At 63.6% G+C, this 16,262-nt stretch carries 14 protein-coding genes; 8 read left to right on the top strand and 6 right to left on the bottom strand.

Annotated elements, in window-relative coordinates; genetic code table 11:
- Window positions 1-19 precede the first annotated feature (19 nt).
- Genes HAP47_RS32585 through HAP47_RS32570 form a run of 4 tightly spaced genes read left to right on the top strand, consistent with a single transcriptional unit; the run spans window position 20 to window position 4,708 of the window.
- On the top strand, window positions 20-973 hold the full coding sequence (locus HAP47_RS32585) for a glyoxalase (protein ID WP_173641051.1): 954 nt from the start codon (window positions 20-22) through the stop codon (window positions 971-973).
- Window positions 973-2,403 carry an alginate export family protein gene (locus HAP47_RS32580; protein WP_371821692.1) on the top strand — a complete coding sequence of 477 codons (1,431 nt, stop codon included), beginning with the start codon at window positions 973-975 and terminating at the stop codon, window positions 2,401-2,403. Before HAP47_RS32585 ends, HAP47_RS32580 begins: the two co-directional genes overlap by 1 nt.
- 1 nt (window position 2,404) lies before the next feature.
- Window positions 2,405-3,100, top strand: a complete 696-nt coding sequence (locus tag HAP47_RS32575; RefSeq protein WP_173641053.1) for a YoaK family protein — start codon at window positions 2,405-2,407, stop codon at window positions 3,098-3,100.
- A gap of 6 nt (window positions 3,101-3,106) precedes the next feature.
- Window positions 3,107-4,708: a Na+/H+ antiporter gene (locus tag HAP47_RS32570; protein ID WP_173641054.1), complete on the top strand. Its 1,602-nt coding sequence runs from the start codon at window positions 3,107-3,109 to the stop codon at window positions 4,706-4,708.
- A gap of 59 nt (window positions 4,709-4,767) precedes the next feature.
- Here HAP47_RS32570 and HAP47_RS32565 read toward each other — a convergent pair whose 3' ends face one another.
- Together HAP47_RS32565 and HAP47_RS32560 are read right to left on the bottom strand one after the other, a co-directional pair.
- Window positions 4,768-5,397, bottom strand: coding sequence for an alpha/beta hydrolase (locus tag HAP47_RS32565; protein WP_173641055.1), 630 nt, complete (start codon window positions 5,395-5,397; stop codon window positions 4,768-4,770).
- Window positions 5,394-6,332 carry a ring-cleaving dioxygenase gene (locus tag HAP47_RS32560; RefSeq protein WP_173641056.1) on the bottom strand — a complete coding sequence of 313 codons (939 nt, stop codon included), beginning with the start codon at window positions 6,330-6,332 and terminating at the stop codon, window positions 5,394-5,396. Before HAP47_RS32560 ends, HAP47_RS32565 begins: the two co-directional genes overlap by 4 nt.
- Window positions 6,333-6,455: 123 nt before the next feature.
- Between HAP47_RS32560 and HAP47_RS32555 the strand changes: the two genes are divergently transcribed.
- Window positions 6,456-7,349 (top strand): LysR family transcriptional regulator, encoded by an 894-nt coding sequence (locus tag HAP47_RS32555; protein ID WP_173641057.1) that lies wholly within the window; start codon window positions 6,456-6,458, stop codon window positions 7,347-7,349.
- A 7-nt stretch (window positions 7,350-7,356) separates the two neighbouring features.
- On the opposite strand, the gene HAP47_RS32550 is transcribed toward HAP47_RS32555, so the two are convergent.
- The 3 genes from HAP47_RS32550 to HAP47_RS32540 form a co-directional block, all read right to left on the bottom strand.
- Window positions 7,357-8,505, bottom strand: coding sequence for an FAD binding domain-containing protein (locus tag HAP47_RS32550; protein ID WP_173641058.1), 1,149 nt, complete (start codon window positions 8,503-8,505; stop codon window positions 7,357-7,359).
- Window positions 8,506-8,544: 39 nt separating this feature from the next.
- Entirely contained in the window at window positions 8,545-9,618 is a 1,074-nt protein-coding gene (locus tag HAP47_RS32545; protein ID WP_371821691.1) for an FAD binding domain-containing protein, read from the bottom strand.
- 76 nt (window positions 9,619-9,694) lie between these two features.
- Window positions 9,695-10,897 (bottom strand): MFS transporter, encoded by a 1,203-nt coding sequence (locus HAP47_RS32540; protein ID WP_173641059.1) that lies wholly within the window; start codon window positions 10,895-10,897, stop codon window positions 9,695-9,697.
- Between the two features lie 419 nt (window positions 10,898-11,316).
- On the opposite strand from HAP47_RS32540, the gene HAP47_RS32535 reads away from it, so the two are divergent.
- The 3 genes from HAP47_RS32535 to HAP47_RS32525 are packed head-to-tail and all read left to right on the top strand — an operon-like array spanning window position 11,317 to window position 15,380.
- Window positions 11,317-12,624 (top strand): cytochrome c, encoded by a 1,308-nt coding sequence (locus tag HAP47_RS32535; protein WP_173641060.1) that lies wholly within the window; start codon window positions 11,317-11,319, stop codon window positions 12,622-12,624.
- 42 nt (window positions 12,625-12,666) lie between these two features.
- Window positions 12,667-13,155, top strand: coding sequence for a (2Fe-2S)-binding protein (locus HAP47_RS32530; RefSeq protein WP_173641061.1), 489 nt, complete (start codon window positions 12,667-12,669; stop codon window positions 13,153-13,155).
- Complete coding sequence (locus HAP47_RS32525) at window positions 13,152-15,380, top strand: xanthine dehydrogenase family protein molybdopterin-binding subunit (RefSeq protein ID WP_173641062.1); 2,229 nt, start codon at window positions 13,152-13,154, stop codon at window positions 15,378-15,380. The genes HAP47_RS32530 and HAP47_RS32525 overlap by 4 nt, the downstream gene beginning before the upstream one ends.
- A 16-nt stretch (window positions 15,381-15,396) precedes the next feature.
- On the opposite strand, the gene HAP47_RS32520 is transcribed toward HAP47_RS32525, so the two are convergent.
- Window positions 15,397-16,068 carry a TetR/AcrR family transcriptional regulator gene (locus HAP47_RS32520; protein WP_173641063.1) on the bottom strand — a complete coding sequence of 224 codons (672 nt, stop codon included), beginning with the start codon at window positions 16,066-16,068 and terminating at the stop codon, window positions 15,397-15,399.
- Window positions 16,069-16,262: the final 194 nt, after the last annotated feature.

Below are 16,262 nucleotides of genomic sequence, written 5' to 3'. Positions count from 1 at the left end.
CTCGCTCAAGGAGTTGTCCATGAAACGGCTATCGGCATCGATTCTGCTCTTGTCGGTTGCAGCTATTGCCGCAGCGGCGCCAGCGGTCGCCAGGGATGCGGGAAAGGCCGGCAGGGAGATGGTTGCGGTGGCGCCGCAATACGATACGACGCATGTCTATGTCGCGCCTGATGACGTGGACAAGTTCGCGTCGAGCTTTCTGGCGACTTTCGGCGGTCAGAGCACCAAGCAGGTGGTTGCGACCGTAACACCCACGCCGAGCAGCACGACGTCGCAGCTGCTTCAGACGTCGGTCGGCACCGTCTCGCTGTTCGGCTTCAAGACGCCGGTGCCGTATCCGTTCGGCGCCGAACGGAACGGATATCTGGTCAGCGACATCGACGTTGCGATCAAGGCCGCCCGTGCGGCGGGCGCCGACGTGATCGTCACGACCTTTCCGGATCCGATCGGGCGCGACGCCATGATCCAGTGGCCGGGCGGCGTCAATATGCAGATCTACTGGCACACGACCAAGCCGAACTACGCCGCCTTCGAGAAGATACCAGAGAACCGGGTGTATGTTTCGGCCGACAGGGCGGATGCGTTCGTGAGGAGCTTCCTTGCCTTCTCGCGCGGGAAGGTGGTGTCGCAAACCGCGAAGGCCCCCGGGATCGAAATCGGCAAGACGGGACAGACTTACAGGAGGATTCGCATCGAATCGGCATTCGGCAAGATGGTCGTTCTCGAGACCGACGGTCAGCTGCCCTATCCCTACGGCCGCGAGACGACCGGCTATGAGGTGGCGGATCTCGACGCGACGCTTGCCAAGGCAAAGACAGCCGGAGCCACGGTCCTTGTCGAACCCTACACGTCGGAAGGAAGGTCTGCGGCGATCGTGCAGTTTCCGGGCGGTTATATCGCGGAGATACATGCGACGCCTGCCAAACATGCTGCCCGTGCAGACCAGCAGCCTCTTGAACGCGCCTTGAAGTAATGGTCGTTATGCCGGCATGGATCGACAGGCGAATTGTCAGGGCGCTGTTGCCCCTTCTGGCGATCGCGTCGTCAGTCCATGCCGCCGTTGCGTCGGACACGGATGACGCGATTGCGAAGCGGCCTGCGATCCAGGCCAACCGGTGGGCCGAGGATTGGTCGGTGCTTGCCGATCCCAGGTTGCGGACCGAAGCTTTTGACGGGCTCAAATACATTCCCCTGTGGGCCACGGATCCGAAGAGCTACGTCTCGCTTGGGGCCACATTGCGCGAGCGCTTCGAGTCGAACAGTGCGGCTGCGTTCGGAACCAGCAACAACCCCGCGGACAGCTACCTCCTGCAGCGGCTTCAGGTCCATGCCGACGTGCATTTCGACGAGAACTGGCGGGCGTTCGTCCAGCTCGAGGACGATCGTGCCTTCGACAAGCTGAACATCTCCTCGGTCGATCAGGACCGTCTCGATCTCCGACTGGCGTTCATCGAGTATGTCAACACCACTGCGGCGGGCACCTTGAAGGCGCGTGCCGGACGTCAGGATTTTGCGTTCGACCTGCAGCGCTTCGTTTCATCGCGGGACGGACCGAACGTGCGCCAATCCTTCGACGCGATCTGGGCCGATTGGGAAAGCGGTGCCTGGCGCATCCTCGGATTCGTCAGCCGGCCCGTTCAATATTTCGACGTGCGTCCGTTCGACGACACTTCGAACGACCGCTTCAAGTTCAGCACCCTGCGCGTGGAACGGAAGGTATTCGGAAACGCCGAGCTGTCCGGCTATTATTCGCTTTATGAGCGCAGGGACGCCAAGTATCTCGACGCGCGCGGCGATGAACAACGGCATATCCTGGACATACGATTCGCAGGCAAGGGCGCCGGATTCGATTGGGACCTCGAGGCTATGGGGCAGGCCGGCCAGGTCGGTACGACGGACGTGCGGGCCTGGGCGGTCGGTGCGCGGACCGGCTACACCTTTTCCGATGTGACATGGCAGCCGCGTATCGGCCTGCAATTTGACGCGGCATCGGGCGACCGCCGCCCGGGAGACGGTGTGCTCGAGACCTTCAATCCGCTGTTTCCGAACGGCTACTATTTCACGCTGGGTGGCTATACGGGGTACACCAATCTCATCCATCTCAAGCCTGCGATCCTCGTCAACCCCACGGATCGGCTCAAAGTGATGGCGGCGGTTGCGTTCCAGTGGCGTCAGACGACGGCTGATGCGATCTATGTGCAGCCGAACGTGCCGGTAGCCGGAACGGCAGGAACCGGCAGCGCGTGGACGGGTGCTTACGGGCAGCTACGCCTCGACTACGCCTTCAACGATCATCTCACCGGCGCGATCGAAGCGGTACACTTCGCCGTCGGCAATACGATCCTCGGCGCCGGCGGGCACACGAGCAACTATCTCGGTGTCCAACTCCAGTACGGCTGGTAGCATGTCAAAGCCAATTTCCCTTCTTGCCCTGCTGATGAGCCTCAACGCAGGCTTCGTTGATACGGCCGGCTTCCTAGCCCTTCAGGGGCTCTTCACGGCGCATGTCACCGGCAACTTCGTCACGTTCGGTGCCGCGATCGTCCTTGGGACGTCCGGGGCGTTGGCCAAGCTGCTTGCGCTTCCCGTTTTCTGCGCGGTCGTGATCGTCACGAGGATCTTCAGCTTCTATCTCCCCGTCATGGGACTACCGATCCTCCGCTCGATGCTGGCGATCAAGACCCTGCTTCTCGCGATAGGTGGCGCAGCGGCCGTCCATTTCGGACCGTTTGTGCAAGGAGACAGCTGGCAGGCGATTGTCACCGGGATGCTTCTCGTTGCCGCGATGGCCATTCAGAACGCGGCTCATCGCATCCACATGGGGACGGACCCGCCCAGTACTCTGATGACGGGAACGACGACCCAGATCATGATCGATGTCGCTGACCTCCTGCGGCGCGCACCCGTCTCGGTTCTGACTGTTGCAAAGCCCCGCTTGGGCAAGATGTCGGCGAGTGTGGCTGCGTTCGCCTTGGGGTGCGGGGCCGGCGCCTGCCTCTATGCCAAGTTCAGCACCTGGTGCTTCGTTCTGCCTCCGCTTCTCGCGTTGCCGGCGGTGTTCCTGGCGGGAGGCGAGCCTGCACCGGAAAAGACGGCCTAGCGTGCGATGAGTTCAGCCGAGTCTTTCCAGACCATCCTTCTGCTGCTGATGATTGCCGTCGTGCTCGACACGGTGGCCCGTCGCTTGCGCCTGCCGTCCGCGTCGGTGCTGGTGCTGGCCGGCATTGTGCTGGCCCTGGTTCCGGGACTTCCCGAGGTGGAGTTCGACCCGGACTTCGTCATGGTGCTGTTTCTGCCGCCGCTCTTGCTCTCGGGCGCCTACTTCACGGTGTGGCCTGACTTTCGCGCCAATCTCAGGATCATCCTGCAGTTGGCCGTCGGGGCCGTCGTGTTGACGACCCTGCTGGTCGGTGTCGTGACGCACGTCTTCTTCCCGGCATTGCCCTGGGCCGCGTGCTTTGCGCTTGGCGCAATCGTTTCGCCGCCTGACGCCGTCTCGGCGCGGGCCGTGCTCGACCATCTCAACGTCCCGCCGCGAATCGCTGTCCTTCTCGAAGGCGAAAGCCTCATCAACGACGCATCGGGCCTCGTTCTCTTTCGTTTCGCAGTCGCCGCCGCACTGACTGGCGCCTTCAGCGCGGAGGCGGCCGCAGCAAGCTTCGTCTACGTTTCGGCCGTGGGCATAGGTATCGGTCTCGCGCTCGGCTGGATATGCGCCTTCGTCGCGGGACGATTGACGGATGCCAGGTTGACCGTAGTCTGGACCTTCCTGTCGGCCTGGGCTGCCTATCTGCTGGCCGATCGCCTGCATGTGTCGGGCGTGCTTTCGACGGTTGCGTGCGGGCTGGTCCTTGGACGCCTGCAGCACAAGGCCCTGAGCGCAGCGTCCCGCGTGCAGGCGCTGGCGGTGTGGTCCGTCGCGACCTTCGTGATGGAGGCGCTGGTCTTCGTATTGGTGGGGTTGGCGCTTCGCGGTGTTCTGCACCGCTTCGGCTCGGATTGGGGGATCGTGCGTACGCTTGCGCCGGCAGCCGCGACGATCTTTGCGGTGATGGTGCTCGCCCGGTTCGCGTGGATTTTCCCGACCGCCTACATTCCGCGCGCACTGATCCCGTCGCTCCGCGAACGGGATCCCTATCCACCGCTGGCCGTTCCCCTGGTGATGAGCTGGGCCGGGATGCGCGGGGTCGTCAGTCTCGCCGCCGCATTGTCATTGCCGGAGCATTTTCCCGGCCGCGACATCATCCTGTTCGTGACCTTCTGCGTTGTCGCCGCGACCATCGTCGTCCTCGGACTGACGCTCGGTCCGGTCGCGAAGACGCTGGTGGGGAAAGAGTTCCTGCTCCGCGGTGAAGAGACGTTGTCTGAAGAAATGCTCCGGGCCGAAATCGCCCGTGCGCAGTTCGATGCGATCCGCGCGCATTCTGTCGGGGCCGAGGGGGAGCACGCGCACCCGCGACTCGTCGAACAATACGGACATCGCCTTGCGGTCGCCGAGGACCATGCCCTCGCGAAGGGAGTCCATGAGGAACGCAGGCTTCAGCACTACCGTGCCGTACTGATCGCGGTGGAAGCCGGCCGCAACAGGCTTCTGGAGCTTTTCAACGCCGGGCGCATACACGACAGCGTCATGCACAGGCTGGAAGGAGAGCTCGATCAGGAGGAGCTTTTTGCCACGCGTGTGGTCGAGATGATCGAAGTTGACTGACGCGCGTGCCCCAGCAATGGAGCCGAACTGTCGGAGCGACAGTTTGGCTCCTGATCAAGCTAGGCGACCTCAGCGTCAACGTTGGCAATCCAATCGCGGGCCAGATTGACGTCCGCTTGCGAAAGCTGGTGGCCGGCCGGCAGCGTTCTGAGGGTCACCTTGGCTCCGGCGTCCGCGAGCATGGCCGAGAGTCTTGCCGCATTGCCGGCCGGAACGATCGGGTCTGCCTGCCCCGAGAGGATGAGCACCGGTTTGCCGTCGAGCCTGGCTTTCGGCGGGTCGGACAGAGGCACCATGGCTCGAAGCAGCACCGCACCGGCGAGAGCGTCCGGCTTCATCAGGAGAAGCGCGGCCGCGATGTTCGCGCCGTTGGAAAATCCCACGGCGACCGGCGCTGCGATGCCGTGGCGTCGTCGCGCGTCTTCGACGAATGCCCCAAGCTCGAACGCGCGCTTGCGCACGTCTTGTTCGTCGAACACGCCCTCCGCGAGGCGTCGGAAGAAGCGCGGCATGCCGTGTTCGAGGACGCGGCCGCGTGGCGAGAGCAGGGCCGAACCCGGCGATATCATGCCGCCGAGTTGCAGCAGATCGTTCTCGTCGCCGCCGGTGCCGTGCAGGAGCAGCAGCGGAGGCACGTCAGCCTTGCTGGCATTCTCGAAACGATAGACGAATGAGGTGGCGTCCGTCACGACACGGCTCCTTCCAGCTTCGGCAAGACACCCTCGATCTCCTTGCGATGCGACTCGAGGAAGCCCGGCAGCTTCAGTTCGCGTCCCAGCGCCTCCACCGGCTCATCGACGGCAAAGCCCGGGATGTCGGTCGCGATCTCGAACAGCACGCCACCGGGTTCACGAAAGTAGATCGAGCGGAAGTAGTTGCGGTCCTTCTGTTCGGTCGGATGCAGTCCGTGATTGTCCATGAGCCGCTGCGCCATTCTGCCCTGCTCGGCGTCGTCGGCCGCGCGGAAGGCGATATGGTGCACCGAACCGCCGCCTTGATGACCGCGCAGGAATCCCTTCGCCTCATAGATGTCGACGACGCTGCCGTTGACGTCACCGGCCGCCTTGTAGCGGATCACGGAGCCCTCTCGAGCCGTCTCCTTGAAGTCGAACACGTCAGTCAAGACCGCCGCGGTCTTCGCGGCATTGTCGAGCAACAGCGTCACGCCGTGAAAGCCGCGGATCGCGTGCTCGACCGGAACGTCGCCATTGCTCCAGGCCGGCTCGTCTTCGGCGCCCGGGACGCCGACGAGCGCCAGCGCCATGCCATCCGGATCCGTGAACGGCAGGACCGATTCTCCGAACCGCTTTTCCAGCGCTTCGTAATGGATGCCCTTTTCAAGGAAACGCTGCGTCCAGTAGCCGAGCGAGCGTTGCGGCACGCGGAAGGCGGTCTGGTGGGTTTCGCCAACGCCCCTCCGGCCCGGAGGAACGCCCTGCCAGGGAAAGAACGTCAGGATCGTGCCGGGCCGGCCGGTCTCGTCGCCGTAATAGAAGTGATAGGTGGCCGGATCGTCGAAATTGACCGTCCGCTTGACGAACCGCAGGCCGAGGTCCCGCGTGTAGAAGCTGAAATTCCTGATGGGGTCACCGGCAATGGCGGTGACATGATGAAGTCCTGACATGTTCTTCCTCCAGCTCGAATGAGCAACTTCGTTTCGCGAATACATATCGGACGGCTTTGTTTTGGGGACAATTCATGATTTTGTGGCAGCTATGTCTACGATTTGGCGACAATCGAGGGGTAGATGGATAAGCTGGCAAGCCTGAGAGCCTTCGTGAAGGTCGTCGAAAGCGGCAGCTTCGCCGAGGCTGGCCGCCAGATGCGGCTCTCGCGGTCGGCGATCAGCAAATATGTCGGCGATCTCGAGGAGAGCCTCGGGGTGCAATTGCTGAACCGCACCACCCGGCACGCGAGCCCGACCGAAAACGGCCAGATGTATTTCGAGCGGGCGGTCGTCATCCTTTCGGACGTCGATGCCGCGGATCAGGCGGTCACCCACTTGCAATCGGCGCCGCGCGGCCTGTTGCGCGTCAATGCGCCGATGTCGTTCGGCACGATGCGCCTCGGGCCCGCGCTCGCCGATTTCATGACGAAATATCCCGACCTTCAGATTCAACTCGTGCTGAGTGACGATCTTCTGGACCCCGTTCAGGACGGCTTCGACGTCACGCTGCGCATTGCCGAACTGGAATCCTCGAGCCTGATCGCGCGCAAGATCGTCCCCATCCCGCGGCTGGTCTGCGCATCGCCCGACTATCTGAAGCGTCATGGTACACCGCTCCATCCGCAGGATCTGCGCGATCACGTCTCCCTGACCTACGGCTTCCTGCTGACGGGCAATCAATGGAAGCTGACAAGCGACGACGACGTCCATTGGATCCAGCCGGCGTGGTCGCTGTGCGTCAACAACGCCGAGGTGCTGCGCGACGTAGCGGTCAGAGGCAAGGGCATCGCGCTGATACCGGAGTTCATCGCGGCGGAGGCCCTGAAGAACGGCAGCCTCCAGGCCGTCCTTGCGAACTATTCGGCTCCGCCGCTCACCCTTTACGCGGTCTATCCGCCGACGCGACATCTTGCCGTCAAGGTCCGGCTCTTCATCGATTTTCTCGTCGATCGGTTCGGCTCGGGCGCCGGCTGAGCGCTCGCTAGTCGGTGCTTCTATCGCGTGACCAGCGATTGCCGAGCGCAAGGCCGTATTTGTAGAGCGCGTTGCCATATTGCAGCTGCAACCGTTCGGTGGATTGAAGCGCGACGTCGACATTCGCGCGTGCTGACTTCAATGCGCGTGCGAGAACCGAGGCCTCGTAGGCCGCCTTGGCGGTCCCTCCGGCCGTGTGCGGCCGCACCACGAAAGCTGCGTCGCCGGTCAGCAGGACGCGGCCGAACAGGGTTTTCGGCACCGTCACGTCAAGGATGCTCTGAAGGAACGGATCCGGCGTCTCCGAGACCAGCGCGGCCATCTTTGGATGGATCTCGCGCAAGGCACGCGCCCTCAGATCGGCAACGGTTCTTTCCGGCGTCGTGCCGCGCGGAAGCGAGGATCGATGCCGCGTGCCATCCTTGTCGGTCAGCACAGTCGCGAGCTCGGCGGCACCGACGTGCACATACCAGACCCAGTTGAGCCGACGCGATCCGACCGTAACGGCCCCGTCGGGCCCCGGGATGAAATACGCCAGCATATGGCCGCCGCTGCGGGCTTCCGAGAAGGTGAAACGATCATCGAAGAATGGGAGAAGATCGGAAGGCACATTGCGTTCATCGAGCGTGCCTCTCCAAGCAACATAACCGGCGTATCTCGCCTCGACATCAGGAAGCATTTGACGCCGGACCGCCGAGCCCGAACCGTCGGCGGCCAGGAACAGATCGCTTTCCACGATGGAGCCGTCGCCAAGCGTCGCCGAGACCTTGGAGCCTGCCTGAGACACCGCCATCACCTCGGAGTCAGCCCGATAGCATTCACCGGGAACGGCTGCCCGCAGCGCCTTGTGGATGGCTTCCCAAGAGGTGAATTCCTGCGGCATGTCCTGGAGGACGCCATCGCCACCGTCCGGGTCGAGATATCGCCGGCCGCGGCAGGTCGTGAACGGGAGCGGACCTGCACCGTTTTCCTCGAGCAACTGGATCAGTTCTCGCTGAACGACGATCCCGGCCCCTCGGGCCAGCATCGGGCCCGGCACGCGCTCGTGCACGGTGATGGTCGCGCCCAATTTACGAAGCGTGATTGCATTGCAAAGCCCGGCGACCGATCCGCCGCTGATCGTCACCGTGAAATCATGATCGTGATACCAGCTCATCTGCTTCTCCCTGACCTGCTGTTTCGCCAACTGGCCGGCTCACACGAGGTGCGCACCCAGCTCGCGGCCGGACGCGGCGATAGCGGCACCTGCCTGTCTGCGTTCCCGGTCGTATTGCTGGAGCGCCTCTCCGAGCGGCGCCGATGCAAGGTGCCTTCGCAGCGCCATGGCGTCAGCCGCCGCCTTTGCGATGCCCATCCCCGTATGCGGCCGCACGACGAATGCCGCGTCTCCCGCGAGCGCAATCCGTCGCGAGGTCATTCGCGCCGTTTCGTAGTCGAAGATCCCTTGCACGAACGGCTGGGGTGTCGCTTCGATCGCCGCAGCGAAGGAGCGCGGCAGCAATCGATTGGCGTCCTCGACGAGTCCGTCGCGAGTGTGTGCGGAGACCGCGCCCGGAGGCAGCGAGTATGGGTGGATACGGCCCTCGCGGTCGGTGAGCACATCGTCGCGCGCCGCCGGTCCGTTCGCCGGCCGATACCAGACCCAGTTGTACCTGCGATCTCCGGGTTCGGTTTCTCCGCCCGGTCCGGGGACCTGGAAGCCGATCACGTGGGAATGCGGCATGCGGAAGTATGCGAAGCGCTCGAGGAGGTCGCTGGCCGCGAAGCCCGGCAGGTCGCGTTCCGGCAAGAGGCCGCGCCACCCGACATAGCCGGCGTAGACATTTGCCGCGGCCTGGCCGTCGACCGCGGCGCGCGCGACGGACGCTATGCCGTCAGCGCCAATGACGAGATCGGCAGCCGTCTCGCTTCCGTCGCTGAAGCGAACGACGACCCGATCGGCCTTCTCTCGAAGATGTTCGACCTTTCGATCAAGCACGTATGAGCCGTCCGCGATCTGCTTTCGAAACACGCGATAGATCGAGTCCCACGACAGCTGCATCTGGGGCGGCATCTTTTGATCGATGGTCGGGCCCGTGTCGCCGAACACGATCCGGTCCCGCGCAACCACCCCGACGCGTGCGACATGTTCGCAGCCGGCCGCGCGCAGAATTGCAAATGTCTCGCGCTTGCCCAGCAGACCGGCTCCACGCCCTTCGAGCCCATGGACCGATCGCTCGTAGACGGTGACGTCGTGTCCATCATGGGCCAGCAGCGTTGCGGTGAACAATCCCGCGAGGGAGCCTCCGACGACCGCGATTTGCATGTCTTGCGATCTCCAAATGCGTCCGTTCGACTTGGCGAGGTCAGTGATGCGCTGCCTTCCGGCCGAACAGTGTCGGCAACTGCAAGAGCAGGCCAGCGGCCGCAAGTGCCGCGCCGTAGCCGCAAACGCCGAACCACGACGCGTGCGCATAGGCCCAGCTCGCGCCGAGGGATCCAAGCGATCCGCCGATGAACATGGCCGTCATGAAAACCGTGTTCAGCCTGCTTCGCGCCTCGGGACGGAGCGCGAAAATCAGATGCTGGTTGGCCACCAGCGCCGCGTTCACGCCGACGTCCAGGAGCACCACGCCGACGGTCAGTCCGGCGATGGTGTTCCAGCCGCCGAACACGACCCAGGAGGACAGCGAGATGGCGGCGGCGATCGCGATCACGAGATGAGGGCCGCGCTTGTCGGCTGTGCGGCCGGCGAGCGGCGCAGCGAGGATCCCCGACGCGCCGATCACGCCAAACAGGCCGGCGATCTCGGGGCCGAAGCCAAACGCCGGCTCTTGCAGATGCAGGGACAAGACGGTCCAGAAGGCGATGAAGGAGGCGAACAGCATCGCTTGCGTCGCAGCGGCCAGGCGAAGCGCCGGCTCATCGATCAGTAAATGCAGCAGCGAATGCAGCGCAGCGGTGTATCCCAGGCTCTGCGTCGGATGATGGCGGGGCAGGGTCGTGCGGACCAGTGCGGCGGCGCCGAGCGCCAAAGGCACGCCAAGCCAAAACATCTCGCGCCATCCGAAATGCGATCCGACGAAGCCGGCTATCGTGCGGCTGAGAAGGATTCCGCCGAGGATTCCGCTGACGACCGTTCCGACCGCGGCGCCCCGCGTCTTGTCGTCGGCGAGCGTTGCGGCGAACGGGACGATCTGCTGCGCCACCGTGGCCGCTACCCCCAACACAAGCGAGGCTGCGATCAATGCGAGCGTGGTCGGCGCAACAGCAGCGAAGGCCAGTGCTGCCGCCAGAACGACGAATTGCGCGGCGATAAGACGACGTCGCTCGACGAGATCGCCCAACGGGACGAGCAGGAGGAGACCAACCGCGTAGCCAAACTGCGTGGCCGTGGGTATCAGGCCGATCGCAGAGGAGTTCGGATAATTCGCTTCGATGAGGCCCAGCAGTGGCTGATTGTAATAGATGTTTGCGACCGCGATGCCCGCACAAACCGCCATGGCAAACGTGCGTGCGCGGGTGAGTTCTGGGACGCGTTGATCTGTGCTGAGAGCAGACGTCGACATGGCCGCAATCCTCGCTTGTCCGCGCGCAGCTTCTGTTCGCCGCGCCCGACACTTGACTTCAAACACGATCGGCAGTTAATTATCAATTGATAAATAACAAGGGCCATCCAAGATGAACGGTTGCCATGTGCAGCTGGCTGTGCGGCGCGCGGCGTTCCGGGTGAAAGAGCTCTCGCCCGACACCGTACGTGGCAGGCTTGCGAACGTATTGGACTGAATGCGCACGCTTTGGACTGGCCTTTGATCCGCAGGCGCATCGCAGCGTTGTCTCGATCGAACCTTGTTGCCGAACCGGCGACACGACGCCGGCGTGCCGCACCGTCGCATCCTCATCGGGAGATTGTTCAAGGGCCGCATCAAACTGAAAAGATGACGCCGGCGGCGACCTGATATGGCGTCTCCATTCAGGAAGGAAGGCGATGAAGCTCAGGTCAGTTCTGCTCGCGCTGCTTGCCGTCGGGGCGACCGGGGGGATGGCGGCGCTTCTCTACGTCTGGGAATCGCCAATCGCTCCGATCGATCCGCGATCAGCCAGGGCCACCGATACTGTCATGGTACGTCGTGGAGCAAGCCTCGCGCTGCTTGGCGACTGCGCCACGTGCCACACGGCGACTGGCGGAGCACCATACGCCGGCGGACTTGCGATGCCGACGCCGTTCGGCACGATCTACTCCACCAACATCACGCCCGATCCGGAGACCGGCATCGGTCGATGGTCGGAGCAGGCATTCGTTCGCGCCTTGCGGTCCGGCGTGGATCGTGAAGGCCGTCACCTTTATCCGGCGTTCCCGTACGACCACTTCACGCGCGTCACGAACGATGATGCGAACGCATTGTATGCCTTTCTGATGTCGCTCGATCCGGTCAGGTCGTCGGCGCCGCCAAACGGACTGCCGTTTCCCCTCAATATCCGCCTGACGCTCGCCGGCTGGAAGCTGCTGTTCCTGCGTCAGGAGCGCTTCGTCGCCGACCCGTCGAAGGATGCGAAGTGGAACAGGGGGAAGTATCTGGTCGACGGGCTCGGGCACTGCGGCGCCTGCCATTCTCCGCGAAACCTGATGGGAGCAGAAGAGGTCTCGGCTAGCTTCCAAGGCGGCGTGGCCGAAGGCTGGCGTGCCTACGCACTCGGTCGAAGCTCGCCGTCGCCGGTCCCGTGGGATGAGGCGGCCCTGACGGATTATCTCGCACGTGGCTCGCATCCCCAGCATGGGACAGCTCAAGGGCCCATGGCGAACGTGACCGACAATCTGTCCCTGGTCGATCCCGCCGACGTCAGTGCGATGGCCTACTATCTGGCCTCGCTCGGCAAGAGCGAAGCTCGGACCGACGCAAAGATCGCTGCTCCTTCGGGGCCCGGACGATTGCCGCAGGTGGCTGGGGCGCAAGCTGCGACGCCGCCCCTCCAGTCCGATCCGGGTGGAGCGATCTACCGTGTCGCTTGCGCATCGTGCCATGAGGGCGGCAGACCTTTGCCGTTGGGAGGCGTCAGCCTTGGTCTCTCCACGGCCCTTGCCGACGAGACGCCAGCCAACCTGATCAATCTCGTGCTGCGGGGAATCCCCGCGTCCTCCGACGGTTCCGCGCGTCCGATGATGCCCGGCTTTGGCGATGCTCTCGATGACCGGCAGATCTCCGATCTCGCCAACTACCTGCGTACCCAGTTCGTCGGCAACACCCAGTGGGACGGGGTCGCCAAGGCGGTGGCGGACGCAAGAGCCAACCGGTGAGCCGGGCAAGAGAACAATGAGCAGAAGGGCCGCTGACGCGCCATGACAACGCTGACCGTTAACGGCGAGAGCCGATCCATCAAGGCGAGCCCGGACACGCCGCTGCTCTATGTTCTCCGGGACGAACTCGGGCTGAACGCCGCAAAGTACGGTTGCGGCCTCGGCCAGTGCGGCGCGTGCACCGTGATCGTCGATGGCAAGGCCATCTTCTCATGCATCACGCCGGTGATGGTGCTGGAGGGGCGCTCCGTCACCACGCTGGAAGGGCTTGGGAGCCAGGCGGAGCCAGGCCCGTTGCAGCAGGCTTTCATTGCCGAGCAGGCGGCGCAGTGTGGCTATTGCATTCCCGGCATGATGATGCGCGCCCAGGCGCTGCTCAATCGTGATCCGAACGTGACCGACGAATCGATCAGGGCCGAACTTCAGCCGCATCTGTGCCGATGCGGAACTCACATGCGGATCTTGCGCGCGGTCCGCCGTGCCGCCGACGAGTTGAAGAAGAAATCTGCCGAGGTGAGGGCGGAGCGATGACGCATGCTGTCTCTCGACGGAGCGTATTGGCGGGTGCCGGCGCGCTCATTGTCGCCTTACAATTCTCCGGAGCGCGCGCGCAGACCGAAACCGGGACCGGTGGAGGCCCCTCGAAGCACGGTCTTCCCGGAAGTCTCGACGACACGCCAAACATCGACGCCTGGATTCGCGTCGATGCGTCGGGCGCGGTGACGATCCTCACGGGAAAGGCCGAACTCGGCCAGGGTCTCAAGACGGCACTGCTCCAGGTCGCAGCCGAGGAGCTCAAGGTGCCGTTCGATCGGCTATCGCTCGTCACGGCAGATACCGCACGGACGCCGAATGAAGGCTATACGGCCGCAAGCCATTCGATGCAGGACTCCGGAACCGCAATCCGGCACGCCGCGGCTCAGGCGCGCGAGATCCTCCGTGACGAGGCCGCCCGCAGGTTTGGCGTGCCGGCGGCCTCGCTCCAGGTCCGCAACGGCGCGGTGTTCGGCCCGCACGGCGCTCGCCTGGCCTATGGCGAGCTGGTTCGCGATCAACTGTTATCTGTGGAAGCGAGCACAGCGTCGCATCTCACCTCGCCGTCAGACTTCACGGTGATGAACCAGCCGGTTTTGCGGATCGATATTCCGGCCAAGGTGAGCGGCGGTAGCGCCTATGTTCAGGATCTGCGCCCCGATGGGATGCTGCACGGTCGTGTGGTCCGTCCCCCGAGTTACGGGGCGATCCTGCGCGATCTCGATGTCGCGCCTGTCGAGCGGATGAACGGGATCGCCAAGGTCGTGCGTGACGGCAATTTCCTCGGCGTGATCGCAGACCGGGAGTGGACCGCCGTTCAGGGAATGCGAACGCTCGCTGCGACCACGACCTGGATCGAACAGCAAGCTCTGCCTGATAGCGCGGACCTGCCGGGTGCCCTGATCAACCTGCCTTCGCGCGACACGACGATTCACGATGAGGGACGTCCGGGCAAGCCGGGAATTGCGGTCGAAGCGACCTTCAGCCGGCCTTATCTCACCCACGGATCGATCGGGCCGTCCTGTGCGATAGCGCAATTCCAGGACGGGATGCTCACGGTTTGGACGCACACGCAGGGCGTTTTCTTCCTTCGCGATGCGATTGCCGGCATGCTGCGCATGCCTGCCGAAAACGTTCGCTGCATTCATGCGGAAGGGGCCGGTTGCTACGGTCACAATGGCGCCGACGACGCCGCGGCCGATGCAGCGATGCTCGCCGTGGCGATGCCAGGCCGGCCGATCAGGGTCCAGCTGATGCGGGAACAGGAGCACGCCTGGGATCCATTCGGCCCTGGCATGGTGGTCAAGCTCCGCGCCGCGGTCGGACCGGACGGTGCGATCGCGGATTGGCACTACGAGGTCTGGAGCCAGTCGCACATGATGCGGCCCGGACCTCCGGGAACGCTGACGGCCGCCCGACTGAAGTCCGACGCTTCTCCCCCCGCGCCGCCGGTTGCACTGGCGCAGCCCGAGGGCGGCGGCGATCGCAATGCAATTCCGCTCTATGCAATCCCGAACTGCAAGGTGATCAGTCACTTTCTGCCCGACATGCCCTTGCGTGGCTCCTCCATGCGCTCGCTGGGCGGGTACCTCAACGTGCTTTCGATTGAGAGCATGTTGGACGAGTTGGCGGCGCGCTCGGGGCAGGATTCCGTCGCGTTTCGGCTTCGCCATACGGTCGATCCCCGCGCGCGCGACGTCATCGAAACGGCGGCATCCCGATTCGGCTGGGCAGCGCGGGTCAAGCGCTCGGACAGCACCGGATTCGGCTTCGGCTTTGCACGCTACAAGAACCTCGAAGCCTGGTGCGCGGTGGCCGTCGAGATCGAGGTCGTGCGCCTCAGCGGCGCCGTTCGTGTCCGTCGCGTCGTGGCGGCGGTGGATACGGGGCAGGTCGTGAACCCGGACGGTGTCCGTAACCAGATCGAGGGCGGTATCCTGCAATCGATCAGCTGGACGCTGTTCGAGCAGGTCACGTTCGATCGCACCCGTGTCACGTCGGTCGATTGGTCCGCCTATCCCATCATGCGGTTCGACAGCGCTCCGGGCGCGGTTGACGTTCACCTGATAGATCGGCCCGGCGATGGCTTCTATGGTGTCGCCGAGGCCGCGCAAGGGCCGACGGGAGCCGCGATTGCGAACGCGATCAGAGATGCAACCGGCGTTCGGATGCATGACCTCCCGTTCAATCCCGCCCGCATCAGGAAGGCGATTGGCGCGTAACTCGAGGGAGCAGGATCTAGGCGATCGCCTTCGCCGGGAGGACGAAGCGAACGCCGCCCAGGAACGTCGTCACCTTTGCATCGATGATCGAATTGACATCGGTTTCCAGCGGCATCGAGTAGATGAACTGGCGAACCCCGAGATAGAAGATCGCGGCGTGCAGGCCCCATACCATCTCGACTTCGATATCGGTGGTCGGCAGCTCATCGGTCGAGGGACGTCCGTATTCGAACCTGATCTCCTCGATCACCCTTTCGAACGCACGTTCGCGCAGCATCTTGAGATAACGGGCGTTCAGTCCGAGGTCCCTGAGGCCTGCGAACATGAACAGGCGAATCCATTCGTAGGTGAGGATGACCTCGGCGTATTCGCGATAGAACTGGATCAGCCTGGCCTTCAGGGGGATCGAGCGATCGGTGATGATCTTTTCCCAGGACGGTTTCCAGCGTCCGACAAAAACTTCCTGATAGACCCGCTCGATCAGAGCTTCCTTGCTTGGAAAATAGCGATAGAGCAGGGGCTGGGTGATGCGAAGCCGCTTTGCGAGTTCGCGGGTCTGTCCCTCGAACCCGTGCTCGGCGAAAAACGACACGGCTTCTCGCGCGATGATGGCTTCCCGCTCGGACGGGTCCAGCCTCTGCTGTTCTCGGATCGGCGTCGGAAGACGCGCTCTTCTGGCCTGCTTCACGTCTGATTCGTCGGTTAGAGGGCACTTTCGTGCCTTCATACACCGATTTGCCGCCAGGGCCGACCGCAAGCGGCGCCATCACCTTTTGTTTATCATTTGATAAATAGCTATTGACTTGGATCAATGCCATGCCATTAATTGATCAATTGATAAATAAACGTCAGTTCGCGCGAACCGATCAGCGAAAGGAGGAT

This window comes from Bradyrhizobium sp. 41S5 (assembly GCF_011516665.3).
Taxonomy (GTDB): domain Bacteria; phylum Pseudomonadota; class Alphaproteobacteria; order Rhizobiales; family Xanthobacteraceae; genus Bradyrhizobium; species Bradyrhizobium quebecense.
This window is presented reverse-complemented; position numbering and strand designations above follow the sequence as displayed.

What these genes read in the sequence shown, in the direction of transcription:
- HAP47_RS32585 (WP_173641051.1), top strand. Translation starts at nt 20, where the DNA reads ATGAAACGGCTATCGGCATCGATTCTGCTCTTGTCGGTTGCAGCTATT.
- HAP47_RS32580 (WP_371821692.1), top strand. Translation starts at nt 973, where the DNA reads ATGGTCGTTATGCCGGCATGGATCGACAGGCGAATTGTCAGGGCGCTG.
- HAP47_RS32575 (WP_173641053.1), top strand. Translation starts at nt 2,405, where the DNA reads ATGTCAAAGCCAATTTCCCTTCTTGCCCTGCTGATGAGCCTCAACGCA.
- HAP47_RS32570 (WP_173641054.1), top strand. Translation starts at nt 3,107, where the DNA reads ATGAGTTCAGCCGAGTCTTTCCAGACCATCCTTCTGCTGCTGATGATT.
- HAP47_RS32560 (WP_173641056.1), bottom strand. Translation starts at nt 6,332, where the DNA reads ATGTCAGGACTTCATCATGTCACCGCCATTGCCGGTGACCCCATCAGG.
- HAP47_RS32555 (WP_173641057.1), top strand. Translation starts at nt 6,456, where the DNA reads ATGGATAAGCTGGCAAGCCTGAGAGCCTTCGTGAAGGTCGTCGAAAGC.
- HAP47_RS32550 (WP_173641058.1), bottom strand. Translation starts at nt 8,505, where the DNA reads ATGAGCTGGTATCACGATCATGATTTCACGGTGACGATCAGCGGCGGA.
- HAP47_RS32540 (WP_173641059.1), bottom strand. Translation starts at nt 10,897, where the DNA reads ATGTCGACGTCTGCTCTCAGCACAGATCAACGCGTCCCAGAACTCACC.
- HAP47_RS32535 (WP_173641060.1), top strand. Translation starts at nt 11,317, where the DNA reads ATGAAGCTCAGGTCAGTTCTGCTCGCGCTGCTTGCCGTCGGGGCGACC.
- HAP47_RS32530 (WP_173641061.1), top strand. Translation starts at nt 12,667, where the DNA reads ATGACAACGCTGACCGTTAACGGCGAGAGCCGATCCATCAAGGCGAGC.
- HAP47_RS32525 (WP_173641062.1), top strand. Translation starts at nt 13,152, where the DNA reads ATGACGCATGCTGTCTCTCGACGGAGCGTATTGGCGGGTGCCGGCGCG.